This is a genomic window from Roseomonas sp. AR75, from assembly GCF_005222815.1.
Taxonomy (GTDB): domain Bacteria; phylum Pseudomonadota; class Alphaproteobacteria; order Acetobacterales; family Acetobacteraceae; genus Falsiroseomonas.
Window position 1 is genome coordinate 189,276 of record NZ_STGB01000004.1, and the last position, 25,277, is coordinate 214,552.

The window sequence follows — 25,277 nt, forward strand, 5'->3', positions numbered from 1 at the left end:
CACGGAGACCATCGCATGTGCATCGCCTGCTCCCCCTTCGGCGCCTCCTTCGCGCACTCCCTCTCCGCGCGGCGCGCGGTGCTCGGCGGAACGGCGCGCCTGGCGGCGGGCTTCGGCGCGGCGGGGCTCGGCAGCCTGTTCCGCTGCGCAGCCGCCCAGACGCCGGGCACGGCGCCGGGCGGCGCGGCGGAAACGATCTATCTCGGTGGCCCGATCCTGACGATGAACGACGCGGTGCCGACCGTGGAGGCCGTCGCCGTGCGCGGCGGCCGCATCCTCGCCGTCGGCAGCCGCGCCCAGGTGGAGGCGACGCGCGGGCCTGGCACGCGTGTGGTCAACCTGGAAGGCCGCACGATGCTGCCGGGCTTCGTGGACCCGCACGGCCATGTCGTGATGGTCGGCCTCCAGGCGGTCGGCGCCAACCTGCTGGCTGCCCCGGACGGCGAGGGCAACGACATCGCCGCCCTGATCCGCATCCTGCGCGACTGGGCGCAGCGCAACGAGGCCGCCGTGCGGCGCTACGGCCTGATCTTCGGCTTCGGCTACGACGACAGCCAGTTGCGCGAGGGGCGCCACCCGACGCGCGACGAGCTCGACCAGGTTTCCACCGAGGTGCCGGTGCTGATCATCCACACCTCCGCCCACCTCGCCGCGGTGAATTCGAAGGCGCTGGAGAAGGCGGGGATCACCGCGGCGACGTCCGACCCGCCAGGCGGCGTGCTTCGTCGCCGCGACGGCTCGCGCGAGCCGAACGGCGTGCTGGAGGAGAACGCGATGATCGCCGCCGCCGGCGCGCTGCTCGGCGGGCTCGACGAGGCGGCGTGGCTGTCCATGATCCGCGCAGGATCGGAGTTCTACGCGTCCTTCGGCTACACCACCTGCCAGGAGGGCCGCGCCATGGGGCCGGCCATGGCGAATTTGGCGAAGGCGGCCGAGCGGGGCCTGCTGGCGGTGGACGTCGTCGCCTATCCGGACATCCTCGCCGCCGCAGACCAGCTCGGCGGCGCGCTGCATGGGCCGGCCTACCGGAACCGGCTGCGCATCGGCGGCGCCAAGATCGGCCTCGACGGATCGCCGCAGGGCAAGACGGCGTGGCTTTCGCGCCCCTACCACGTGATCCCGCCGGGCCTGCCGCCGGACTATCGCGGCCTGCAGACCGCGCCGACGGAGGCGACGATCGAGGCCTTCTCGCGCTGCTTCGAGCACAACTGGCAGATCCTGGCGCATGCCAATGGCGACGCGGCGATCGACCTGATGATCGCCGCGGTGCGGGAGGCGACGCGGCGGCACGGGCCGGGCGACCGGCGCCCCGTGCTGATCCACGGCCAGACGCTGCGCGCGGACCAGGTGGATCCGCTGCGCGAGCTCGGCATCTTCCCCGCGCTGTTCCCGATGCACACCTTCTACTGGGGCGACTGGCACCGCGAATCCGTCCTGGGGCCGGAGCGGGCGGAGAACATCTCGCCGACGGGCTGGCTGATGAGCCGGGGGATGATGTTCACCTCGCACCACGACGCTCCGGTGGCGAAGCCCGATTCGATGCGCGTGCTGAGTGCCACCGTCACCCGGCGGTCGCGCAGCGGCGACATCATCGGCCCAGGCCACCGCGTGCCGGTCGCGACGGCGCTGAAGGCGATGACGCTCTGGGCCGCCCACCAGCATTTCGAGGAGGCGACGAAGGGCTCGATCGAGGTCGGCAAGCTCGCCGACTTCGTGGTGCTGGCGGACAACCCTCTGAGGGTGCCGCCCGAGCGACTGGCCGAACTGAAGGTGGTCGAGACGATCAAGGAGGGCGCGACCGTCTTCCATGCCTGACCCCATGCCTGACCCCGGGCCTGACCCCGTCTGCAGGGCACCGGTGCGGCGATCGCCGCCTTCGGCGCAGCCGCGTTGCGCCTGCCCGTGCCACCAACGCAATTTCCCGTGTGGAATGCACAACCCGTCGTTGACGGGGAGCAACCCCGCGCCGCGACTGCGTTAAGCTTCCCGCATGCAGCAGTCTGACGCAGGGCTGTCCCCGGCCACGGGCCAGGCGACGGCAGGGAGGGTGGCCCCGGCGCCCGCGGATGTCGGCCAGGCCTATTGGCGGAGCCCCAATCGCACCGATGCTGTCCTGCCGGCGCTGACGCCGGAGACGATCGGCCCGGAGGAGTTCCGCCTCCTCGCCGACAACATCCCGACGCTCTGCTGGATCGCCCGGGGCGACGGCTACATCACCTGGTACAACCGGCGCTGGCACGAATACTGCGGCACCACCCCCGATGCGATGGAAGGCTGGGGCTGGCAGAGCGTGCACGACCCCGAGGAACTGCCGCGCGTGCTGGATCACTGGCGCAGCTCCATCGCCACCGGCGAACCCTTCGAGCTGGTCTTCCCGCTGCGCGGCGCCGACGGCAGGTTCCGGCCCTTCCTGACCCGCATCGTGCCGCTGCGCGACGCGACCGGGCAGGTGGTGCGCTGGTTCGGCAAGAACTCCGAGATCTCCGAGCATATCCGCACGGAGGCCGCGCTGCGCGACACCGAGGCGCGCTACCGCGTGCTGACCGAGGCGATGCCGCAGATGGTCTGGTCCACCCTGCCGGATGGCTACCACGACTACTACAACGCGCAGTGGTACGCCTTCACCGGCGTGCCGGCCGGCTCGACCGACGGCGAGGCCTGGAACGGCATGTTCCACCCCGACGACCAGGAGCGCGCCTGGGAACGCTGGCGCCACTGCCTGGCGACCGGCGAGCCCTACGAGATCGAGTACCGGCTGCGCCACCACAGCGGCGAGTACCGCTGGACGCTCGGCCGCGCCCTGCCGGTGCGCGACAGCGCCGGGCGGATCATCCGCTGGATCGGCACCTGCACCGACATCCACCACGCCAAGCTGGTGGCCGAGCAGAACGAGGTGCTGAGCCGGGAGCTGAGCCACCGCATCAAGAACATCTTCGCCGTGATCAACGGCCTGATCCGCCTCTCCGCCCGGCGCGAGCCCGCCGCGCGCGACTTCGCGCGCGACCTCGGCACGCGCGTGGCGGCGCTCGGGCGGGCGCATGATTTCGCGCGGCCGCACAGCGAGGAGTCCAAGCCTGTGGTCGGCGAGACCACGCTGCAGGGCATGCTGCGCGAGCTCTTCGCGCCCTATCCGGCCTTCGCGGAGGGCCGCATCGCGATCACCGGCGACGACGTTCCCACCGACGATCACGGCGCCACGACCATCGCCCTGATCTTCCACGAGCTCGCGACGAATGCCGCGAAATACGGCGCGCTCGCGGTGGAGGACGGCAGGGTGACGATCGCCTGCGCAAGGGCCGGCAGCGATGCGGACAGCCTGCTCGTGACATGGCGAGAGAGTGGCGGCCCGCCGATCGAAGCGGAGCCGTCCCAGCTCGGCTTCGGCACCCAGCTCGCGGCGATGAGCATCGAGCAGCAGCATGGCGGCTCGATCCGCCGGCACTGGCACCGCGAGGGGCTGGAGGTGCAGATCCTGTTGCGCCCGTCCCGGCTGGTCCGGCCGGTGGCGACCGGCGCCTGACACTCCTCGTCGGCGGCACCGCCGGCCCTTCGCGCGACGGTGTTGCCAGATGTCGTTGCCATGGAGGTTGTCCCTCCGGGGCTGAGCCGCCCGCCAGCTCGGGTGGCCCGCCTCCACCGTCGGCCACGCGCACCGCCGTCTCGGCCGGCTTGCCAGGTCATCCGCGACGAGCGCAAGCGACCCGGCGCGCTGATCCACATCGACACCAGGACGCTCGGCCGCATCGATGGCATCGGCCACCGCATCAGCGGTGACCGCACCGGCCAGAGCAGCCGGCGTGCCCGCGGGGAGGAGCTGGGCGTATCTGCTTCGCAACACTCTCCTCCGGCGCGTGCGCCTTCCGCCTTGCCGTCCCAACCACCCCTTTGCTGCCACAGGACTTCATACCGGCGACCGCTTCTACGGGGGCAGGTCACTCGCGGCGCACCCAAACTGACGCAGCGTCAATCCGGCCGCTCGAGGTGGCTGGATGCCCCCACAAGGCTGCGCCTGATCCGGCATTCACGGTGAATTCACGCGGGAGTTGCTGGCATTGCTCCCGCAGGAGGGACCGGGATGGCACGTTCGCATGGCGGCAGCGGGACGGCAGCTTGTCCGGTCGCGCATGGCGGTGGTGCGCTGGCGGGCGGCGCGTCTGAGGCCAGCCAGATCGAGCTCTACGGCTACCGCAACTTCCTGACCACGCCGTCGGACGCGGAGCGCCACAAGCCGCTCAGTGAGGAGTTGCTGTGGCGACTGGCAAGAAGCATGCATCAGGACGGCAGCAAGACCCTGGCCGAGGGCAATCCCGATATCCCCTCGGGCTACACCTACCTGCTGCAACTCGTCGCGCATGATTGCGTGCATACGCCGACGCCGTTCTGGCAGATCGCCGCTGGGAAAGTCGCGGCACGGAACGGGCGAGTCGCCAGGCTCAGGCTCGACACGCTGTATGGGCTGGGCCCGGTCGGTTCGCCATTGGCCTACGCGCCGGACGACGATGAGGATACCAGCCGCAGCGCGCTGCGGCTCGGTCCGATGCGATGGGACAAGAAGGATGCAGATCCGCCGCTGCGCGACATCGCACGCTGCGCGGACCCGCTGGCCGCCTACCGGACGAAGCACAAGGACTCGCAGTCGACGGACAGGGTGAAGCTTACCGATCCACTGATTGCCGATCCGCGCAACGAGGATAACGCCATCCTGGCGCAGATGACGGTGCTTTGGCACATGGTTCACAATGCCATGCTCGGCGTATTGGTCCCGCCGGCAGCGGCGGTCCCGGACGAGCAAGCGCGCGAGACGCGCTTCGTGTGGGCACGGGCGGCGACAACATTGGTGTATCGCGGCATTCTGCGCAAAGACCTACTTCACCGGCTGCTCCATCCGAGCGTCTACAAGCGTTACGACGAGCTGACGGACGAGACGGGTCTGCTGGACCGCAACACAGCTTTTCCGCGCCCGAAGGTACCCGTGCCGCTGGAGTTCTCGCACGGGGCGATGCGCTTCGCGCATGCGATGATCCGGCCGAGCTACCGCATCACCGGAAAGGACAGTGCCGCCTTCGACGTGCGCGGCGCACTCCAGCAGACCAGCGCGCGCAAACCGGGCGAGATGCCGCTGGATGCAAGTTGGATTCTCCGCTGGAGCAACTTCTTCGACGGCCTCGCCGGACCAGACGCGAAGGCGGTGAATGCCAGCCTGCTGATCCGTCCGCGATATGCGGGGGAACTGCTCGACCGCGACATCTTTCCGGTTCGGCTTCGCACGCCGGCAGGGACTGTCTTTGACAGACCCCGCGGGCTCGGCATGCAGGACCTGTTGAGTGCAGCGAAGGCGCCGATGTGGTCGGTCAGGGCCTTGCATGCGAAGATCGCGACGGCCGCGGCTGACAAGCACTGGGCGCGGCCGTTCGACTCTGCCGTGCTGGCGGACGAAGCGACGCGTGGGGACGCGATCGCTGCCTGGCTCAGGGAGCGACCGGTCCAATCCTTCGACGACGACGATGTCGGTCTCATTGCGGCCGACCCGCCGCTGCCGTTCTACATTCTGTTCGAGGCGGAGCATTGCCACGGCGGCAAACGGCTTGGCCCGCTTGGGTCGATTCTGCTGGCCGAGACCTTCTTCGGCGCCTTCCTCGGCGACCCACTGCCCGGCGAAACCCCGAGCGCCGTCGCCACCGGATTGGACGATCCGCTGCGCCAGCTCGCTGCCAAGCTCGACGTTGCCATCGCGCCGGATGTGCAACTGCCCGCGGCCGCCACGATGGCCGATCTGATCGTCTTCGTCGCCAGCCGCCTCGGTCTGACGCACGCCACCCCGGACTTTCTCTAGCACTTCACCCAAGAAGGAGAACCACAATGGGCGATACCATCGAAGGCGCGCAGAACGTCCCGGCGAAGGACGTGTTCATGAAGGTCGGGGACCTCGCCGCGCTCGGGAACCTGATCAAGCATTGGTCCACCGGCGACATCAAATACACCGGCGGCAAGGTCATCCCACGGCCCACGGACGAGAACGACGTCGACGGGCTGCGCAAGGCGCTGGAAACGATGGTGGTCGGCGCGACGATCCCGGACAGCATCAAGAGGGTGCGGCTGATCGATTACGGCGAGGACGAAATGGTCCTGCGCATCCCGCCCCGGACACTCATCGAGAGCACGGAGGCGAAGCTCGCGCAGGAGAATCAACCATACACGATCCCGACCTTCTATCTTGCGTCGCCGATCGCGGGTTCGCAGGCGGTCGACCCGGTGGAAGCCAAGCTCACGCTCCACGCGAAGCGCATCGGCGACTACACCATCGCGCATTGCGAGTAGCGCGCCGTCAGCCCTCGTACCACTGGCCGAAGGCGATACCTTCGGCCGGTATTCCGGCGCCGGCCACGCCGCGGCGCAGGCGTTCCCAACTCGCCGCGTCGGCGAAGGGGTACTGGTGCAGCAGCCAGCGCCCCATCGCCTGCTCGCTCGCCGCACCCTCGCCGACCCATGCGGCGCGCACCAGCTCGAAGAAGCGGCTGGCGGCTGCGCGTGCCTCCTCCTGCCGGCCGAGATTCCACAAGGCCGCCGCGCGCCAGGCAGGCAAGGTGCGGATGACGTCCTCCGCGCGGTCGCATGCGGCGATCGTCGCGGCATCGTCGCCGCGCAGATACGCGACGACGACCTGGTATCCCCAGAAGGTGGCCGACGGGATCAGCGCCATCTCAAGCGCCGTCTCGGCCAGGCGCTGCGCCTCCTCGTGCTGCGCGGAGAAGGCGTGGTAGAGCGCGGCGGAAATCAGCGTCCAGCTGTCATGCGGATTGAGCTTCACCGCCCGGCGCATGTGCGGCGCTGCCGCATCGCCCTGCCCGGCCAGCGCCAGCGCCCAGCCCAGCACCAGTTGGGCGCGCGAATCCACCTGATCGAGCGCCACTGCCCGGCGCGCCAGCGCCAGGGACCGCGCCTCCGTGTCGCGATTGCGCCAGGAACCGGGATTGGCGATGTGGCCGCCATTGTAGCTCTGCGCCAGGCTGCTGTAGGCGGGCGAGAAGGTCGGGTCTTCGGCGATCGCCTCCTCGAAGAGCTGTCGCGCCCTTCCGTACCGATCGCCGCGGAAGCCGCGCATCACGGACTGGCCGAGCAGCCAGCGGTCATGCGCCGCCAGGGCCACGCCGCGCTGCAGCGGCAGGCTGGCCAGCCGCGCGGCGGAGACATGGCCCCTGAGCGAGGTGGCGATGCTGCGGACCAGCTCGCGCTGGGCGTCGAACCAGGTGGCGAGGTCGATGTCGGAACGCTCGCTCCAGATGACCACGCCGCTGCCGGCCTCGCGGATGGTCAGCACCAGGCTGATCGCCGCGCCGGACTGGTAGGCGACGGCGCTGACGGCGTAACGGCTGGACGCGCGCTCCATCCCGGGCGCAGCCGGGCCGGGCACGACCCCATCGACCACGAACCATTCGCGGAACCGGACCAGGCAGGCGATGAGGTCGTGGCGGAAGCCGCGTACCAGATGGCTGCGGTCGTCCGCGACGCCGTGCTCGAGAAAGGGCTCGACGAAGAGCGCCATGCGCGTTCCGCCCGGCTGGGCCGGCGGCTTCGGCGGCAGGGTGTGCGACTCTGCCGGTGCCGGCGCAGGTGCCGGCGCGATGCGGCCGGCCTTGATCTCCGCCACCAGCGCCTGGGTCGGCGCCGAGGGCTCCATGTCGTAGTCCTCGCCGAGCAGGTTCCATAGCGTCTCATAGGCGCGCAGCGCGCCCGCCGTGTCGCCGTCGCGCGCCGCATCCAGCATGACGCGCCGGCACGCCGCTTCGTGCGTCGGGTCGAGGTTGAGCAGCGCGCGCGCTGCGCTGCGCGCGGCCTGACCATCGTCCAGCAGCCGCTCGAGCCCGGCGAGCAGGCGTTCCTGCAGCGACTGCCGCTGGGTGCGCAGCCAGGAGCCGAAGGCCGGGTCGAGGTCGTCGAAGCCGTCCAGGAATCGTTCGGCGAGGCCGGGCGCGTCCAGCAGGCGCGGCGGCACGACGCCCGCGGCCAGGGCGGCCAGAACGGCCTCGACATCGTGTCGCAGCAGCCCGGGCGCGAGGCAGAGCGTCAGCCGCTCCGCCAGCAGCGCGCCCTCCGGCAGCACCTCGCGCAGTTCGTGCACAACCTGCCGCAGCGAAGCGCGGGCTTTCTCTTCCGAACTCTCGCTCCAGAGCAGGCCGGCGATGCGCTCGCGGGTCAACTCCTGGTTGTCTGCCAGGGCGAGGCAGGCCAGCACGGCCCGCGCCTTGCGGTTGCGAAGCCGCAATTCGTCGGACTTGCTCACGAGGCGGACGGCGCCAAGCAGCGTCAGCGTGAGCGAAGACGTGTCGGTATCGGCACGCAGCGCGGCGCCGGCCTCTTCCTCCAATGACTCGCGCAGGATGGGCGGCATCTCATCCAGCTTACGTCGTTTCAGGAAAACAAGGGAACCCGCAACCGGTAGCCTGGGCCACCGCCGGTCTCGGCGATCGCATGGGCGAGGCGTGGCGGCAGGTCGTCCGAGGGCTCCGCGGCAAGGCCCGGCACGATCACCCGCACGACCGGCACGCCGACGCGATCATGGTCGTGCGCGTGCAGCCACACGGCATGGCCCTGCCTGGCAAGCAGGCCCGCGATGCCGGCGAAGGCCTGCTCTGGCGCGGCGCCGACCCAGGCGCCGGCCGATGGCGCCAGTCCGGACGCCGGCGGCAGGCAATCGGCCGCCCGGATGCGGGCGTGGCGGCAGAGATGGATGCGGTCGCGCGCGTTGAGCGCAGCCTCCCCCTCCGCCGCGCGCTTGGCCTGGGCGAGCAGCACGGCAAGTTCGTTCTGCGCCATTTCCAACACCGCCGCGCGCGCGGCCTCCGCCGCACCTCGCCGTGCCGCGGTGCCGCAGCAGAAGCCCTCGCCCGAAGCGTCGAAGGACAGCGCGGCGATCACCGGGATGGCCTTGTCCTGCGAGATGTCGAGAAGTCGGACCCGGCGCGTTGCCCCGCCGAGCCGCAGCAGAGTCTGCTCTGCCAGCCTGGCGGCTTCGTGCCCGCTCTCGATCGGCCGTGCCACGCGGCCGCCGCGCCACCACAGCGCCACCGCGTCGCGCTCCAGCACTTCGAGCAGTGCGGAGAGCCGGGCAGCGGCCTCCGTCGGACCTGCCGCGCAGCCGATGCTGAGCGGCGCGGGCGCGGCGAGGCGGCGACGGTGCGACGGGCGCCGGTAGAGCAGGTCACGCGGCAGGCGATGGGTCTGGCCACGCGGCCATTCGTGCACCGCCGCGTCGTCGGGCGCCTCTCCGCCGTCCCCTGTCCGGCGCGCTGGAATGTCCAGCTGCGCCAGCCGTTCGGCTGCCTCCCCCATGCAGGCGGCGAAGGCGGCGCCGGGGTCAAGTCCCACGCCGGAGACGGCGAAGCGCCCCCATGCCGGGTCCTCCGCCGGGACGGCAGGCTGCAACTCGGCACCGACCGTGCAGAGACCTGGGCGTAGCGGATGCAGCAGCCCGAAGACGCGCGTGCAGGCGCAGGCGATCCGCAGCAACGCCAGACGATCGGTGCGGCGTTCCGGCGGCATCGCCGCATCCCAGCCGAGCCAGGCAAGCAGCCGCTGTCCGCCCGGGTCAGCTTCCTTCCCAGCCAGGAGGCGCGCCGCCTGTTCCAGCGCGCGGTGCGGGATCGGCTGCATGGCACGCTCCGCGATGGCCGGGTCAGGCTAGCGCAACCGGCTCGATTCACGCAGGCCTCACGCGGCGGGGGCAATGAGAGGCGATGCTGCCGCCGCCAGCCAACCCGTCGAATGGCTTCGTCCTCGCCATGCGCGGGCGGTTGGTGCTGCACGCCGGACCACGACGGCGTCGCCGGGGTGCTGTCGTGTCCCTCGTTGTGTCACGCTTCGGCCACGGCGGCAGCCTGCTCGCGATCGCCCTCACCGAACTCGGCCAGCAGCCGACCGGTGCGATATCCGCGCTCCCCCGGGTGACGCTGCTCGGCGAGTGGGCGGGGCCGAACCGAGCCGGGCGTGGCGTGGAGTTCGAACTCCTCGCAACCTTGCCGCCGCGCCTGGCCCTGGTCGGTCGATGGCGGGCCTCTGCCGGACGGGTCCGGCTTCGCGGCTCCGCGCCGGCGCTGCGCCTCGTCGGCGCGGGGCAGCTGCGCGGCGGGCGGAGTTGGCGGCTGGTCGCCCTGCAATGCTTCTGGATCGGCGAGCATCATGCCGCCACTGACGCTGGGATCACGCTGGGCTGACGCCTCGGCCTCCACCCTGCCTTCATCGCCAGGCAGGCAGGAGGAGGTCGCGATGAAGCGCGGCGCGCAGCACTCGATCAGGCGGATGGCCGTGCTGGCCACGGGCCTCGCTCTCGCCGGCTGCGGCAGCGCGGCGGTGGTCATGGAGCCGGTCCCCGCCGCTGGCACCGCCAGCTTCGCCCAGGCACTCGCCGCCGCCGAGCGCGGCGCCATCCCGCTCGCGGTGCCGATCAGCCGGCTGACGGTGAGGCAGCAGGCGCGGCAGCCGAACGCGCCTGCCGGCCCCGCGCAGTACGAGCTTGCGGCGGTGTGGATCGAGAGCACGCTGCGCTTCCGCGCCGCGCCCTATCAGGATTTCTTCTCCCGGAACGTGCTGGCGATCACGACGGAGAAGAACACCGCCGTGCCGCTGACGGTTGGCAACACCTTCACCGATCAGACGGTGCAGCGGATCACCGAGGTCGGCCAGGTGGTCGGCGCGGTGGTCGGGCTGGCTTCCGGCGTGCGGCCCGCTGGCGCGGCCGGCGCTGCCGCCGCTCCGCAGCCGGGGCGCCGAGATGACTGCTCGGGCGCGGTCCTGCCGGCGTTCTTCATCGATCTCGACCGCGCGGCGTTGCTGGACGGCGTGCCGCGCGCGGTGCCGGGGGCGAATGGCTGCTTCACCTGGTCGCTCGAGCGCAGCGGGCCGACCGGAGGGGCCGATGGCAGCGTGAGCCGGGACGACTTCCGCGCCTTCCTCGAACAGCCCGCGGCGCGCCGTGCGCGTGCCTTTCCGGTCCCAAGCTGTCTGCCGGTGCGCCTGACCGTGCGGCGCCGCGGGATGCAGAACGACGCCTTCGCAGCAACCGTGACGGCGGCCGACCCCGACCGACTGCTGCTCTACCCGGTCCCCGAGAACGGCAGGATCGCGATGCACCCGAACTGCGGCGCCGATCTCACCAACCAGGCGGTGGATCGCTGGGCCACGGCCTTCCAGGCGCTCTCGGAGATCAACACGCAGATCCAGGCCATCGGCAAGGCGGCGGATTAGAGGAACACGTCCCCTCCCTTGCCGACAGCAGGGGTGTCGTTCCGCAGCCGGTTGGCGCGCTGCGCTGAATGAGGAGAACGCTTGCCATGGCGTACACCTACAAGGTCCGCGGCCGCACCGTGCGGCTCAATCCCGATCCTGGCTTCGTCGCAGTGCGCTATCATGACAGCTTCCCGAACAGCGGACGGGCCCGTGCGGTCGCCGCCGTGGAGGGCCTGCATTCTTTCGAGACGCGGACCGAAGTACCGGATGAGCGGCTGACCCTCATTCCGCTCGCGCCGCCGGCAAGCGGCGGACCAGGACCGGTCGCCGCCATGGCTGCGCTCGACGGCCAGCCCGAGGTCGCGAAGGCGCTGCCGGTCCTGCGGTTCGGCGCTGCGCGCGCGGTACCGACCGAGCGGATCCTCCTCTCGCTGCATGACCCGGCGCGCATTGGAGAGGTGCTGACGCGCCACGGGCTGCGCGAACTCCGCCGCAGCGAAGCCCTCATCATCGCGGCCGCACCGGACGACGCCGATGTCTTCGCGCTGTGCCGCGCGCTCGACAAGGATCCGGACGTCATCTACGCGGAGCCGGACTTCGCCATCTTCGGCAATCGCCCGAACGAGCAGCCCGCAAGCGGGGCGCCGGATCCTATGCTGGACCGGCAGTACGCGCTGACGATCACCGGCGCGCTTGATGTGCAGGCCATCGTGCAGGGCGATGCCGCGATCCGGATTGCCGTGCTCGATGACGGCGTGGATGTCGGGCACCCGGATCTCGCACCGGCGGTGGCGGCGACCTACGACGCCTTGGACCAGGACAGCTTCCAGCAGCCCAATGACTGGGACTCGCACGGCACCTGCTGCGCGGGGCTGGCGGCAGCCGTGGCGGGGAACGGCCTTGGCATCCGTGGTGTTGCCGCCGGCTGCTCGCTCGTCGCTGTCCGCCTCGCTCACAGCAGGGAGAAGGCCCGGAACTTGTGGATCACCTCCTCGGCCGTCATGGCCGAAGCGCTACGATGGGCGTGGAAGGACGGGAAGGCCGATGTGCTCAGCAACAGCTGGGTGGCTCCACCGTCGGGCGCGATCATGGACCAGATCGAGGCGGCGCAGACCCAGGGCCGCAACGGGCGCGGCTGCGTCGTGCTCGCTGCTGCCGGCAACGAGGGCGGGCCCGTTGCATTTCCGGCCAGCTTCGACGGCGTGATCGCCGTGGCCGCCAGCAACCAGTTCGACAAGGTCAAGACCCACGACAGCGCCGATGGCGAGACCTGGTGGGGCAGCAACCACGGCCCGGAGATTGCGGTCGCGGCGCCCGGCGTCGCCAACATCACGACTTCGGTTCGCAGGAAGGCATCCGGCCCGGGCGTCTATGTCGACAGCTTCAACGGCACCTCCGCGGCGACGCCCATCGTCGCCGGGGCCTGCGCGCTGCTGCTCTCGCTGCGGCCCGACCTGAGTGCTGCGCAGGTTCGCGATCTGCTGTGCGCAACGGCCGACAGGATCGGGCCATTTCCGTACAAGAACGGGCGCAACAATCACGCCGGCCATGGCCGCATCAATCTGCGCCGCGCCGTCGAGGCGGCACAGGCGCTTCCGCCAGCGCAGTGAGCCGCGGTGCGCCGGCGAAACCGATAGGAAGAAGGATGTTGCAGGCATGAGCATCGCCAGCGAGGTCGACCTCGGCTTCACGCCCGAGACCCTCTCCCCTGCAGAGCTTGTCGCCGCGCTCGACCGGCAGGTTGCCGCCATCATGGAGGAGATCGAACGGTCCGAACTGTGGGCTTGTCTCGCCGATCCTGCCACGCCGGACCTGCTGGTGCGCGCCACGCTGCGCGAGATCTACCTCGAGATCGCACTGTATCAGCCGACCGCGATCGAGGGTGCGGTACGCGCCATCGCGCAGTTTCCCCGCCAGATGCCGGTGGCTTGGTGGGACGAGATGCTGCGCCATCAGGTCGAGGAATTCGACCATGGCGAGATGGCTCTGCGCGACTATCACGCCTTCGGCGGCGATGCCGAAGCCGCGCGGCGGCGTCCCCCCTCCCCGAGCGCCTTCGCCGTCGGGGCGATCTGGACGATGATCGCCGAGCGGCGCGATCCGTTCCTTTACCTCGGTGCTGTCTATCTCTTTGACGCGCTGACCCCGATCGTGACGGCACGCGCAGCCGCCGCGCTCAGCGGCCGCCGGCTTGGCGCCACCGGGCTCGAGTTCATCACGCACCACGCGACGGCCGACGTCGCGCATGCCGAGCAGATCGCCCGGCTCATCGAGGATGTCGCGGGCCACTACCCGGCGCAGAAGGCCTCGATTGCTTATGGCTTCGCGTATTTCCGACATGTCTACCCGTTGCCATGCTGGCTCGCAGCGCTGCGAAGGGCGCGCCTTGAAATGGTCGCGGCGCAAGCATCATGACGCCGGCCCGGGCCATGGGCGCACCGGAACCGAGGGAACCTTGCCCAGGCGACGCGCCGACCCACGTCGTCGTCCTTTGCGACAGCGCCGCGTTGCGCCGCGCCGTCTTCGCCTTCCGCTATCGGGTCTATGTCGAGCAGATGGGCCGGCGCCAGCGCCATGCCGACCACCTCCGCCGCCTGCTGGAGGAGCCGATGGACGCCGATGCGCGCAACTACGCCCTGCTGCGCGGCGAAGAGGTGGTCGCGACCATCCGTGCCAACGAAGCGGAAGACCCGGCGGCACGCTACTATCGCAAGCTCTACCGTCTCGACGCGCTCGGCCTCGCCTCGCTGGCAGCGGTACAGGTGACCACGAAGCTGATGCTTCGGCCGGAACTGCGCGGCAGCCTTGCGCTGGCCCGACTGCTCCTCCACTTCGGCGCTGAATCCTGCCGCCTCGGGATGCAGCTGGACGTGATGGACTGCAATGCCCCGCTGATCCCGATGTTCGAACGCTTCGGCTACCATTCGTATTGCGGATGGGTGTTCCACAAGGAATTCGGCACCGTACGCGCGATGTTGTGCCCTGCGGATACCGGCGGCTATCTGGCAGCCATCGGCAGCCCGCTTGCGAGGGCGCTCGGCAGCCGTGTCGCCGACGATGCGTTCGGCGGGTATGGCCTGCTGCGACGCATCGCGGAACGGCCTGCGACACCGGCGCTGCATGCAGCCTTCGCGCAACATGTCCGCCCCTTGTGAGGGCATGGCAGAACGGCGCGGTGCGCTGATCGTCTATGCCACCACGTCCGGCGCCACGGCCGAGGTTGCACGCCTGATCGCCGATGCATTGCGCCATCCTGACCGCGTCACCTTCGACCTGCGCAACCTGGACGTCGATGCGACTCTCCTGCCGCCAGGCCAGTTCGAACTGGTCGTGGCCGGAACGCCAACCTACGGCAAAGGCGATTGGCATTCGGCCTGGCAGCGGCATGGAGGGCGGGTTGTGCCGTTGCTGCGATCGGCGGCGCGGGTCATGCTCTTCGGCCTCGGCGACGCCCGCGGGCACGCGGCCACCTTTGCCGGCGGCCTTCGCATGCTGCACGACTTCGTCGTCGAGGCCGGCGTCCGACCGCTCGGCCCGCCCCAGCCTTCGCCTGCCGGGCGAGTGCCGGATCCGGTTCCGGTGCCGCCTCCTGCCGGGCTCGCAATCGAGTATCGACGCAATCGCCGAGCGGCACCCGAAGCGATCAGGGAGTGGCTTTCGGCGTGCCTGGGCGATGATGTGGCCCTCCGCGCCGAGAGGCCCGTCATCTGACGCCGCGAACGCGCGCGCACCGCGTCGCGCTGGGTGAAATGGGCGCGCGGCGCGACATCCCTTCACGATCAGCTCACGCAGAGTTCCCGTTGTGAAGCGCAGCTTCGGCCGTGCCGGCGATTGGCCCGGCGGAAGCCCACCTGTTGGGAAAGTGCGCCACATGACCATCATCCGTCGAGCACGCGCTCTCGCCCTCTGCCTGAGTGCCGCCATGTCGCACCAGGCTCTGGCTCAGAGTCCCTCCTGCGTCAGCGCTCCCGCTGCAATCCCCGGCTGGGGCGACGATCTGCGCAGGTCGGTCGCGGTCAGCGATCCTGCCGTCTTCGCCGGAGCCGCCGCGCAGGACTTCTCGCTCGGGCGGACACTGGGCGCCATCATCGCGTCTCGCGAGATCTCGAACACGCCGGCTGAACGGGTCGCGCTGCTGCAGGGCATGGTGCGCAGCTTCCAGCGGACCGGCTTCGTCAATCCCGACGGCAACCTCACCGTTTCGACTCCTGCCCGGCCCGGCGAGGGCGCTCTCGACCCCGTGGCCATGCTCGATCCGGCCGATCCGAACGGCTTCAGGCCCGTCGCCGTGTTCAACCGCCTGGACCTTGCGCCGGCCGATTGGCGCACATGCGGCGAGCACCGGATCGTCTACGCGAAGAACAGCGCCAGCGCGCTCGACCGGATGACCCTGATCTTCGAGGCGACGGTGCCGAACCCGGGCGGCGACCCGCAGGGCTGCCGGCCGATCGCACAGTTCTGGAACGGCCTGTCCAGCCCCGGCCTCGCGCCGGCCGAGATCGCCCGGCGGCTCGCCGCCTTCTTCTATGCGGGCGACACCGACGGCAACGGCACATCCGACCTGCCCGCGGGCGGCGCGGTGATCCAGGCGGCCAATCTCGGCCTTGAGTTCGGCCAGGTGCGCGGCAACCTGTTCGTCACCAACGGCGATTTCCAGGCGAATCCCTGGCAGCTTCGCGAATGGCGCATCGTCGCCGGTCTGGACGGCGCGCCCGTCTTCGCCGCGACGACGGTGAAGGAGAACCCGCTGCCGGCGCTCTACGCCGCTCCGGTGCCTGGTGACTCGCCCGATCTCGCGTCGCGGCGCGACGACTTCACGGGCCGATTGCTGGGGCGGGTCGCGGCGACGCTCCTCGCGCTCGAGGCCACGGCGGGCGGCGGGGGTGTCTCGCAGGACGAGTTGCTGGCGCGCCTCTCCGCCGGCTTTCCCGGCGAGTTCGACACCTTCGTCAGCATCTCCCAGGGTGATGGCGACGACCCGCTTGCGCGCAGCGCCGGCCATGCGGCGCTGCTCGACGCGCTGACGGCACGCCTTGCCGGCATGCCTGCGGCCGCGCGCTGCGGGGTAACGCCGCAGCACCTGCTCAACCGGGCCGGCGCGCTGAGCTGCGGCGGCTGCCACCAGTTCTCGGTCGGGCAGGCGGTGGCGCCGGGCGTCGCCTGGCCCGCCACGGTGCAGGGCGGCTTCGTCCATGTGGACGAGCGGGGAACACTCTCCCCGGCGCTGCTGCAGCACTTCCTGCCGGAACGCCGGCGCGGCCTGGAGGCCTTCCTGGCCAGCACGCAGCCGATGGTCGCGACGACGTCGCCGGCTGCCTCGGCATCCCCGGTGGCCGCTGCGCTTGGCCGGCTGGCCGCCACCGCCAGCCCGCTGCAGCGCCTCGAGGTGCTGCGCGACGCCGAGGCGATCGCCACGCGGGAGCGTCGCGAGCTCGCCGTCCAGCCCGGCGCCTTCACGCCGGCCCGCCGCACCCACTGAACCCGAGACAGGGAGACATCGCCATGCTGCACGTGCTTCGCCATTGCGCCGTCGCGCTCGCCGCATCGCTTCTCGCCGGCTGCGGACTGCCGCAATCCCCCGACATCCGCGCCGAGATGGGCGCGAACCTGATGCGCCTCGGCGTGCGTCCCTTCTATCCCGTCCGCGAGGCGCCGCGCGTCGGGCAGATCCTCATCGTGGATTACGGCGCCGCGCAGGCGGGCGCCGGCGCCGAGTCCTGGCAGGCCAGCCACGAATGGCTGACCGACGATATCGTGCCGCGCGCGGAAGCGGCGCGGCGCCGCTCGGCAGCGATGCAGACGCGCTTCCAGCAATCGGATGCGCAGCTTGGCACGCAGTTGCGCCCGAACGGCGAGGGCGTCGCGCATTTCCGCCAGGGGGCGGCGCTGGCCACCGCGGTGCCCGACAATGCACTCATGCTATCCGCCTTCCCGGCGCTGACGCTCGCGTCGATCGATGCGTTCTCCGTCGGCGTCGGCCTGCCACAGGCCTTCACCAACCTGCTCGCCGGGATCGGGCTGCGCAGCACGCGCTACCTGCAGGTGGAGGCTGAGGGCACGGAGACCGCGGACCTGCCGCTCGACGATCTGCTGCGCGAAGTGGCCGCCGCCTGTCGCGATCCGCGCAGCACGCTCGGCAATCCCGCGCGGGCGCGGCAGCTCATGCTCTATGGGATGAACGCCGTCTGGACAAACCGGCAGTTGCGGATCGGCCGGGCCACCACCCAGCAGGAGCGCGCGGCGCGCGAGCGCGTTGCCTTCGAGCCCGCGCTGCTGCTGCTGCGCCGCGTGCACTACCTGCGCGGCATCCGCTACGTCGTGCAGGACAGCGACACCGCGGCCGCGATCCTGCGTGGGGCGTTCAGCGCCCCGGTGGATCCCGGGCGCAGCACGCCGACCCTCGGCTCCGTGACGGTGAACAACAATCCGCCGACTGGCGCCAACAACGCTCCGGTCGGGCGCAATGCCGATCAGGATGCGCGTCTGACCGCGATGGCAGCCGAGCTGGAGAGCCTGCGGAGCCAGGTCGCGGGCGGCACGGGGGCGCAGGTCGCCGCGACGCTGATGCGCAGCACCGCCCGCGGCGTGGAACTGGTGGACATCTTCGATCGCCCGCTGGCCTTCGGCTACGAGCCGATGGGCTGGGCCGTTCCGTTCCGCCAGGTCGCACAGCCGGGTGGCGGGACGAGTGTCGAGCCCGCCGCCGGCTTCGAGCTGATCTGCGAGGGCCTCGTCTGAAGCCGCCGCGCACCCGATCACCGCATGATGCGAAGGGAGTCCCTGTGATGCCCAAAGCGAAGGATTCGTCACGCCCCCGCAAGCGCGCCGCCAGGACTGCGAGCGCTGGAGCCGTCGGCCGGACGCAGGCCGTTCCGGTGCCGGAAGTCGCGCTGCCGCGGCTCTTGCCGGCCGGCGTGCTGAGGTTGCCCGACCCGGTTCCGCCGGTCACGCTCGCCCTGCCCGGTGCGGTGCCGCCGATGACGCTCGCGCTGCCCGGCGCGGTGCCGCCCGTCATCCTGGCACTGCCCGGCGCGGTGCCGCCGATCGTGCTCGGCCTGCAGGATGCCAGCGCGATCTCGCCCTTCTCCCGGCCATCAGCGGCGACGAAGGCGGACCGCCCGAACCGGCAGGCGCTCGATCCGCGGCTGCGGGTCTGGAGCAACGGCAGCCAGGCGGTGAATGCGCGCCGCGCGCTGCTGAGCCCATGCGTCGCGACCTTGCCCGACGTGCCGGGCGCGGCGCCGTCGGGCGGAGTGGAAGCCGCCACGACGCCTGCGCCGCTGACGGGGGAGGCACCGGACCGCAGCGTCGCCAATGTGGTGATCGAGCTGCGGCGCAGCCGCCCCGACGGCACCGCGGAGACGGATGCGATCCTGCGCGAGCTCGACGCGCTTCCGCCGCTTGCCGGCCGGAGCAGGGCGAGCCAGGCCAACCGCTACCTGGTCACGACCACGCTGCGGCTTTCCGAGCTTTCGCTGGTGGCCGGCTGGCCTGCGGTGCGGCACATCTATTCGGCGACGCCGCTGCATGTCGAACCTCCGCTGGCGGTCGGCGCCGGCACCGACATGCCGCCGCGCCGCATTGCGCCTGCGCCGGTGCCCGGCGGGGAGCGCGTGCTCGTCGCGATCATCGATGTCGGGGGGTTCGACTTCGCCCACCCCGACTTCCTGGATGAGACGGGCCGTACGCGCTTCCACAGCATCTGGGACATGGGCGCCAGACCGCGGCGCGGGCAGCGTTCGCCGAAGGGGCGCGACAGCGGCGTGGAGCTGACCGCCGAGGCCATCAACGATGCGCTCGATGCCGCCCGCGCGCAGCATGGCGATGTGCGGCATGCGGTGAAGCTGCTGCCGCAATCCCAGCAGGTTCCGACCTCGCATGCCACCCATGTCGCGAGCATCGCGGCAGGCAATACCGGCCTCTGCCCGCAGTCCACGATCATCGGCGTCCTTGTCGCCCTGGCGCCGGCGGCCACCGAGGTGGAGGAGCGCCGACGGTCGTTCAGCGACAGCGTCGAACTGCTGCACGCGGTCGAGCATGTGTGCGCGGTGGCGGCGGAGCTGGACCTGCCAGTCTCGATCAACATCAGCCTCGGCACGCATGACGGCGCGCATGACGGCAGCGGCATGGTCTCGCGCTGGCTCGACACGCTGATGAGCGAGCCGGGCCGCGCGCTGTGCCTGGCGGCGGGGAACAGCGGCGACCCGGCGACGCTCCGGCAGCGCTTCCGCCTGCCTGCGACCGCCAGCGAGCCGGAGCGCGACGTCACGCTCGTCGTGGCGGGGCCGATCCACGCGGCCGGCCGCATCCCCGCCACCGGGCTGGAGGTGGAGCTGGCCTGGATGATCCAGGGGGACGGCGCAGGCGACATGTCGGACAACGAGATGGAGATCTGGTACGGCGCATCCGACCGCTTTCGCGTCGCGATCCTGCCGCCCGATGCGACCGAGTGGATCGTCGTCGGGCCGCGCGAACTCGTGGAGAACAAGCCGCTCCCCGGCGGCACGCGGCTGTCCGTCTACAATGAGATCTACTATGCGGCGAACGGCGCGAACCTGATCTCCGTCCACCTGACCCCGAGCTACGATCCGGCCGCCCTGGCGCCCGTGCGGGCCGGGCTCTGGCGCGTGCGACTGCTGGGGGAGGACGTGCGCGATGGCCGCTTCAACGCCTGGATCGAGCGCGACGACCTGCGCGGCGTCAGACTGCCCGACGGATCGTTCGCGCTCTGCCTGCCGAGCTACTTCGCCACGTCGAGCAGCACCGACTCGCACACGATCAACCCGCTCGGTTGCAGCCGGGGCGTGATCGCGGTGGCGAACCTGGATGTCGCAGCCGGGCGCGCCGCCGCTTCGAGCAGCAAGGGGCCGGCCCGCGACGGGCGCCAGAAGCCAGACATCGCGGCGCCGGGCACAGGCATCGTGGCAGCCAACGGCTTCGCGGCGGAGCCCTGGGTCGCGCTGAGCGGCACCAGCATGGCCAGTCCCTATGTGGCGGGCGTGGTCGCGCTCATGCTTGCCGCAAACCGGCGCCTGACCGCTGCCCAGATCGCCGGCATCCTGCAGCGCACCGCTCGACCGCTGCCAGGAGCGACCTTCGGCTGGCAAGCCTCGCTTGGCTTCGGCGTGATCGATCCAGAAGCCTGCCTCGCGGAGGCCCAGGAATTCGATCGGCGGATGGATGTCGGCTGATCCGCGACCGAACACACAGGTCGGGGGAGGATCGCCGCCACCCGCGCGAAGGACGAGCACACCGCTCTCGTCCTCGACGGCGCCGGCTGGCACACCGCGAACGACCTGAAGGTGCCAGACACCGTCACCCTCATTCCGCTGCCGTCCCATGCGCCCGTGTTGAACCTGGTCGAACGGGTCTGGCTCTACGGGCGCGAGCGCCACCTCAGCCACTTGTTGGAGGTCGGGATAGTTGGTGAGGGAACTGAGGCGCTGACCCGGCGGCCGTCCGGTGGCGTCAGGCGGCCGGGGTCGCGCGGGGCTTCGGCGCGTCCTGCGCTTCCAGCAGCGACAGAAGCCCTTCCAGCAGGGCGAGCGGCGTCGGCGGGCAGCCGGGGATGACCAGGTCCACGGGCAGCACGCTCGCCACGCCGGAGTCCACGCCATAGCTGCCCTTGAACACGCCGCCATCCACGGCGCAGTCGCCGGCGGCGACGATCCAGCAGGGTTCCGGCGTGCAGGCGCGGGTGCGCTCCAGCGCCTCGCGCATGTTGCGCGTGACCGGCCCCGTGACCAGCAGCACGTCGGCATGGCGGGGGCTGGCGACGATGCGCAGGCCGAAGCGCTCCATGTCGTAGAGCACGCCGGCCATCGCGTTCACTTCCAACTCGCAGCCATTGCAGCTTCCGGCGTCCACCTCCCGGATCGCGAGGCTGCGGCCGAGCCGCGCGCGCGCCGTCGCCTCCAGCCGCTCGGCCAGCGCCTGCACGACCGCGTCGGGCGGCGCCGGCGCCGCATCGGTCACCGGGCGGCCGAACAGGCGCTTGCCGAGGCGGGGCCAGAGCATTCCTGCGTGTCTCCTAGGCCAGCCGCGCGATGCGCAGCAGGTCGTTGCCCTCGGGGTCGCGCAGCACGAGCTCGGTGCCGGGCGGCACGCGCTCCGCGATCAGGCCGATCTCCGCCAGCGCCTGGCCCCGTTCGTCATAGGCCCAGTGCTCGGCGACGGGGCGGCCCTTGCCGGGCTTCACCAGCGTCACGGTGAACATGCCGGAGGCGCCGGCGGCCTCCCCGGCTTCGGTGGGATAGCGCGCCATGTCAGGCCGCCCGTGCCATCACAGGTCCACCCCGCTGTAGGAGCAGTTGAACGACTTGTTGCACAACGGGAAGTCCGCGACGATGTTTCCCTCGATCGCCGCTTCCAGCAGCGGCCATTGCAGCCAGGAGGGGTCGCGCGGGAAGACGGCGCGGATGATGCCGCCATCGTCCAGCGCCATCCAGGTGACGATCTCGCCGCGGAAACCCTCGACAACGGCGATGCCCTCGCCGCCCTTCTGCGGCAGCGGCTGGTGGACCTCGCCGGGCTCCAGCGCCGCCAGCAGCGCGCGGACGATGCGGATGCTCTCCTTCACCTCGGCGATGCGCACGCGCACACGGGCATCCACGTCGCCCTCGGTGAGGACCGGCGTGGCGAAGGTCATGGCGTCGTAGGGCGCATGCGGCAGCGCGCAGCGCGCATCGAAGCCGCGGCCGGAGGCACGCCCGACATGCCCGCCGGCAGCGAAGCGCGCGGCGAGGTCGGGCTTCAGGATGCCGGTGCCGACGACGCGGTCCTGCAGGCTGGCATGCGTTTCGTAGATCGTGGTCAGCGGCGCGATCTCGGATTCCGCCGCGGCGAGTGCGGCGAGGATCGGCGCCTCCCCGCCCGGCGCGAGGTCCACCGAAAGCCCGCCGGGGATCACCACATCCATCATCAGCCGATGCCCGAAGGCCGCGGCATTGGCGCGCAGCACGCCTTCGCGCAGCTCGCCGCAGCGCGCATGCGGATAGGCGAAGGCCGCGTCGTTGCAGATGAAGCCCCAGTCGTTGAGGTGGTTGGCGATGCGCTCCAGCTCCAGCATCGTGGCGCGCAGCAGCACGGCGCGCGGCGGCGGCTGCGTGCCGGTGGCGGTCTCGGCGGCGAGCGCGAAGGCCAGGGCATGCGCGACGGTGGTGTCGCCCGAGAGCCGCGCAGCGAAACGCGCCGCCGCGCGCGGCGACTTGCCGACCATCAGCGAGAGCGTGCCCTTGTGCGTGTAGCCGAGAAGCTGCTCCAGCCGCACCACGGTCTCGCCCTGCACGGTGAAGCGGAAATGGCCGGGCTCGATCACGCCGGCATGCACGGGGCCGACGGGAATCTGGTGCCAGCCCTCGCCCTCGATCGGCAGGAATTCCGGCTGCAGCGGCGGCACCGGATCGCGCGAGGGCTTTGCCGAGAGCGGCGCCTGCACCGGCCAGCGGCCGTGATCCAGCCAGGGCCGCAGATCCACGCCGCCTTCGGCCGAGAGCCCCCAGAGATCGCGGATCGCGCGCTCGAACCGCACCGCCCCCGGCCGCACCGGCGACAGCGCCGGGTATTTCTGGTCGCTTGCGAGGCAGGACGCGAGAAGCAGCGCCGGGCGTTCGGCGCCCTCGTCCAGGAAGACGGCGTGGATGGCGGAAGGCTCGGCCCAGAGCGACAGCAACGCGAGCGTCGGTTCCTGCGCGAGCGCATCGCGCAGCCCGGCGAAGGCGGATTGCGTCAGCAGGTAGCGCTCGAAGGGCCGGCAGCCCTGCGGCGCGCCGCGACGGATGAGGTCGGACGCAGCGCCACTCATCCCAGGATCTCCGCACCGCCGCGCAGCAGCGCGGCGAAGCCGGCTGGCAGCAGAAGCATCAGCGCGGCCGCCAGCGCCAGGTGCAGCCACAGCGGCGCCGTCGCCCAGGCAAGCCCGCCCGGCAGGTGGAAGGCGCCCGGCACGGGGTTGTCGCGTGTCGGCTCGCCCAGGCACATCTGCTGCAGCGCGCGGATCAGCGCCGCGGCGGCGGTGAGCAGGCCGAGTCCGATGGGCAGCACCAGCCAGGGATGCCGTGCCGCCGCTTCCGCGACCAGGCGGAATTCCGACAGGAACAGCGCGAAGGGCGGCATGCCCGCCAGCGCGGCGATGCCGAGCGCGAGGCCCCAGCCCAGCGCAGGATGGCTCGCCACCAGCCCGCCGATGTCCTGCAGCTTCTGGCTGCCCTTGAGCTGCGCCGCGGCGCCCACCGCGAAGAACACCGCGCTCTTCACCAGCGAATGGCCGAGCAGGTGGATGATGCCGGCGAGATTCGCGACCGCGCCGCCGATGCCGAAGGCGAGCGTGGCGAGCCCGACATGCTCGATGGAACTCCAGGCGAAGAGCCGCCGTGCATCGCGCCGTCGCCACAGCGAGAAGGCGGCCAGCAGCAGCGACAGCAGCCCGAAGCCGATCAGGAAGGGGCCGGGCGACAGCGCGGCGGGGTTCGCGCCGACGATGGATTCGGCGCGCAGGATGGCCAGCAGCGCCGCGTTCAGCAGCAGGCCGGAGAGCACGGCGCAGATCGGCAGCGGCCCCTCGGCCTCCGCATCCGGCAGCCAGGAATGCAGCGGCACGAGGCCCGCCTTGGTGCCGTAGCCGACGAGCAGGAAGACGAAGGCGAGCGAGAGCAGACCCGGATCGCAGCGCCCCGCCACCGCGCGCAGCGCCGCCCAGGACAGCCCCGGATCCCCGCTGCCCACCACCGGCTGCGCCGCGAGATACAGCAGGATCGTCCCGAACAGCGCCAGCGCGATGCCCACGCCGCAAAGCACAAAAAACTTCCAGGCGGCCTCGATGGCGGCAGGCGTGCCATGCACGCCGACCATCAGCACGGAGGCGAGCGTCGCGATCTCGATCGCCACCCACATCACGCCAAGATTGTCGGACACCAGTGCAAGGAACTGCGCGCCCATGAACACCTGGAAGGCGGTGTGGTAGGCGCGAATGCGCAGGCTGTCGAACTTCTCGGCGTCCAGCGTGGCGGCTGAGAAGATCGCGGTGGTGAACCCCACCAGCGCGGAGACCGCGACGAAGGGCAGGTTGAGCGCATCGGTGCGCGTCCAGCCCTGCTCGCCATGCGGATGGCCCAGCAGCACCAGCGCGATCACCAGCGACACGCCTGCGATGCCGATATTCACGAAGCGTCCCACGCCGAAGCGCGGCGGGATCAGCGCGAGTGCCGCGGCGCCGAGCCAGGGAAAGAACACCAGGACCCACGGCAAGGGCATCAGGCGTCGCCCCGCTGCCGGTCCAGCACATGCGTATCCAACGTGTCGAGGCGGTCGCGGATCTGGAACACAACGACCGCGGCGACGAGGGCGACCATCAGCACCAGCGCCGCGGTCGACAGCTCGACCACCAGCGGCATGCCGGCGACACCGACGGCGGCCAGGATCAGCCCGTTCTCCAGCGTAAGAAGCCCGATCACCTGGCTGATCGCGTTGCGCCGCGCGATCATCGCCAGCATCCCCAGCAGCACGACCGACAGCGCGATGGTCAGGTCCACGCGCGCCAGCGGCGTCGCGCCGCCGGCGGTGACCGGCAGCACGACCAGCACGGAAAGCCCCACCAGCCCGATCGCGGCGGCGAGCGAGGCACCGATGCCGAGCGAGGTCTCCACCGCCTTGTGCAGCCCGAGCCGCCCGACCAGCAGGCGCAGCGCCAGAGGGATGGCCACGGCCTTGGCGGAGAAGGCGATCAACGCGGTGAGGTAGAGTTCCGGCGCGGACTGCACCCAGCCCTGCCACGCCGCGGCGCATGCCAACAACGCGCCCTGCACGGCGAAACTGTTGATCACCGCGCCGATGCGCCGCTGGTACAGCATGACGAAGCTGAGCAGCAGCACACCGCCGCCGATGAGATGCGAGACGTCGTAGGCGGGTGTGCCCATTTATGACGCCCTCACACGGCGGGCGGCCGCATCCGCGGCCTTGCCTTCGCGCCGGCCACGGGCGCGCCAGGCATCACGGCTGGTTTGGGCGCGGGCCGCGTTCGCGGCCTCGGTCTGCTTCGCAAACCGCCATTCCCGATC

Annotated in this window: 21 protein-coding genes and 1 pseudogene; 15 read left to right on the top strand and 7 right to left on the bottom strand. The window is 71.1% G+C overall.

What is annotated here, in order from left to right; all coding sequences use genetic code 11:
* Window positions 1-15: 15 nt before the first annotated feature.
* From E4T13_RS14900 to E4T13_RS14915, 5 genes and pseudogenes are all read left to right on the top strand, one after another.
* Window positions 16-1,815 (top strand): amidohydrolase, encoded by a 1,800-nt coding sequence (locus E4T13_RS14900; protein WP_137179095.1) that lies wholly within the window; start codon window positions 16-18, stop codon window positions 1,813-1,815.
* Between the two features lie 232 nt (window positions 1,816-2,047).
* Window positions 2,048-3,520 (top strand): PAS domain-containing protein, encoded by a 1,473-nt coding sequence (locus tag E4T13_RS14905; protein WP_206030185.1) that lies wholly within the window; start codon window positions 2,048-2,050, stop codon window positions 3,518-3,520.
* A 156-nt stretch (window positions 3,521-3,676) separates the two neighbouring features.
* A pseudogene (locus E4T13_RS30525) lies at window positions 3,677-3,788 on the top strand (IS481 family transposase); the annotation flags it as partial.
* A 287-nt stretch (window positions 3,789-4,075) separates the two neighbouring features.
* The gene (locus tag E4T13_RS14910) at window positions 4,076-5,833 is read left to right on the top strand and encodes a peroxidase family protein (protein WP_137179097.1); all 1,758 of its coding nucleotides are present in this window, start codon (window positions 4,076-4,078) and stop codon (window positions 5,831-5,833) included.
* Between the two features lie 26 nt (window positions 5,834-5,859).
* Complete coding sequence (locus E4T13_RS14915) at window positions 5,860-6,318, top strand: hypothetical protein (protein WP_137179098.1); 459 nt, start codon at window positions 5,860-5,862, stop codon at window positions 6,316-6,318.
* Window positions 6,319-6,325: 7 nt separating this feature from the next.
* On the opposite strand, the gene E4T13_RS14920 is transcribed toward E4T13_RS14915, so the two are convergent.
* Together E4T13_RS14920 and E4T13_RS14925 are read right to left on the bottom strand one after the other, a co-directional pair.
* Window positions 6,326-8,389, bottom strand: a complete 2,064-nt coding sequence (locus E4T13_RS14920) for a BTAD domain-containing putative transcriptional regulator (protein ID WP_137179099.1) — start codon at window positions 8,387-8,389, stop codon at window positions 6,326-6,328.
* A gap of 20 nt (window positions 8,390-8,409) precedes the next feature.
* Window positions 8,410-9,651, bottom strand: coding sequence for a YcaO-like family protein (locus tag E4T13_RS14925; protein WP_137179100.1), 1,242 nt, complete (start codon window positions 9,649-9,651; stop codon window positions 8,410-8,412).
* Window positions 9,652-9,734: 83 nt separating this feature from the next.
* Between E4T13_RS14925 and E4T13_RS14930 the strand changes: the two genes are divergently transcribed.
* The 10 genes from E4T13_RS14930 to E4T13_RS30995 all read left to right on the top strand — a co-directional run bounded on the left by E4T13_RS14930 (window position 9,735) and on the right by E4T13_RS30995 (window position 20,795).
* Window positions 9,735-10,211 (top strand): hypothetical protein, encoded by a 477-nt coding sequence (locus E4T13_RS14930; RefSeq protein ID WP_137179101.1) that lies wholly within the window; start codon window positions 9,735-9,737, stop codon window positions 10,209-10,211.
* Window positions 10,212-10,263: 52 nt separating this feature from the next.
* Window positions 10,264-11,241 (top strand): hypothetical protein, encoded by a 978-nt coding sequence (locus E4T13_RS14935; RefSeq protein WP_137179102.1) that lies wholly within the window; start codon window positions 10,264-10,266, stop codon window positions 11,239-11,241.
* An 86-nt stretch (window positions 11,242-11,327) separates the two neighbouring features.
* The gene (locus E4T13_RS14940) at window positions 11,328-12,833 is read left to right on the top strand and encodes a S8 family serine peptidase (protein ID WP_170985016.1); all 1,506 of its coding nucleotides are present in this window, start codon (window positions 11,328-11,330) and stop codon (window positions 12,831-12,833) included.
* Between the two features lie 46 nt (window positions 12,834-12,879).
* Entirely contained in the window at window positions 12,880-13,638 is a 759-nt protein-coding gene (locus E4T13_RS14945; RefSeq protein WP_170985017.1) for an iron-containing redox enzyme family protein, read from the top strand.
* Window positions 13,639-13,730: 92 nt separating this feature from the next.
* A complete protein-coding gene (locus E4T13_RS14950; protein ID WP_137179105.1) occupies window positions 13,731-14,378 on the top strand; it encodes a hypothetical protein in 648 nt (215 codons plus the stop codon).
* A gap of 4 nt (window positions 14,379-14,382) precedes the next feature.
* Window positions 14,383-14,934 carry a flavodoxin domain-containing protein gene (locus E4T13_RS14955; RefSeq protein WP_170985018.1) on the top strand — a complete coding sequence of 184 codons (552 nt, stop codon included), beginning with the start codon at window positions 14,383-14,385 and terminating at the stop codon, window positions 14,932-14,934.
* A gap of 160 nt (window positions 14,935-15,094) precedes the next feature.
* Window positions 15,095-16,702 carry a hypothetical protein gene (locus E4T13_RS14960; RefSeq protein WP_137179107.1) on the top strand — a complete coding sequence of 536 codons (1,608 nt, stop codon included), beginning with the start codon at window positions 15,095-15,097 and terminating at the stop codon, window positions 16,700-16,702.
* 23 nt (window positions 16,703-16,725) lie between these two features.
* Window positions 16,726-17,961 carry a hypothetical protein gene (locus tag E4T13_RS14965; protein ID WP_137179108.1) on the top strand — a complete coding sequence of 412 codons (1,236 nt, stop codon included), beginning with the start codon at window positions 16,726-16,728 and terminating at the stop codon, window positions 17,959-17,961.
* Between the two features lie 137 nt (window positions 17,962-18,098).
* Window positions 18,099-20,414: a S8 family serine peptidase gene (locus E4T13_RS14970; RefSeq protein WP_170985019.1), complete on the top strand. Its 2,316-nt coding sequence runs from the start codon at window positions 18,099-18,101 to the stop codon at window positions 20,412-20,414.
* Between the two features lie 30 nt (window positions 20,415-20,444).
* The gene (locus E4T13_RS30995) at window positions 20,445-20,795 is read left to right on the top strand and encodes a transposase (protein ID WP_137179977.1); all 351 of its coding nucleotides are present in this window, start codon (window positions 20,445-20,447) and stop codon (window positions 20,793-20,795) included.
* Here E4T13_RS30995 and E4T13_RS14980 read toward each other — a convergent pair.
* The 5 genes from E4T13_RS14980 to E4T13_RS15000 are packed head-to-tail and all read right to left on the bottom strand — an operon-like array spanning window position 20,692 to window position 25,136.
* Window positions 20,692-21,240 carry an NADH-quinone oxidoreductase subunit B family protein gene (locus E4T13_RS14980; protein ID WP_137179110.1) on the bottom strand — a complete coding sequence of 183 codons (549 nt, stop codon included), beginning with the start codon at window positions 21,238-21,240 and terminating at the stop codon, window positions 20,692-20,694. The genes E4T13_RS30995 and E4T13_RS14980 overlap by 104 nt on opposite strands.
* Before the next feature lie 13 nt (window positions 21,241-21,253).
* Window positions 21,254-21,487: a hypothetical protein gene (locus tag E4T13_RS14985; protein WP_137179111.1), complete on the bottom strand. Its 234-nt coding sequence runs from the start codon at window positions 21,485-21,487 to the stop codon at window positions 21,254-21,256.
* Between the two features lie 18 nt (window positions 21,488-21,505).
* Window positions 21,506-23,026: an NADH-quinone oxidoreductase subunit C gene (locus tag E4T13_RS14990; RefSeq protein WP_137179112.1), complete on the bottom strand. Its 1,521-nt coding sequence runs from the start codon at window positions 23,024-23,026 to the stop codon at window positions 21,506-21,508.
* Window positions 23,023-24,474, bottom strand: coding sequence for a proton-conducting transporter membrane subunit (locus E4T13_RS14995; protein ID WP_137179113.1), 1,452 nt, complete (start codon window positions 24,472-24,474; stop codon window positions 23,023-23,025). Before E4T13_RS14995 ends, E4T13_RS14990 begins: the two co-directional genes overlap by 4 nt.
* Window positions 24,474-25,136, bottom strand: coding sequence for a hydrogenase-4 component E (locus E4T13_RS15000; protein ID WP_137179114.1), 663 nt, complete (start codon window positions 25,134-25,136; stop codon window positions 24,474-24,476). Before E4T13_RS15000 ends, E4T13_RS14995 begins: the two co-directional genes overlap by 1 nt.
* Window positions 25,137-25,277: the final 141 nt, after the last annotated feature.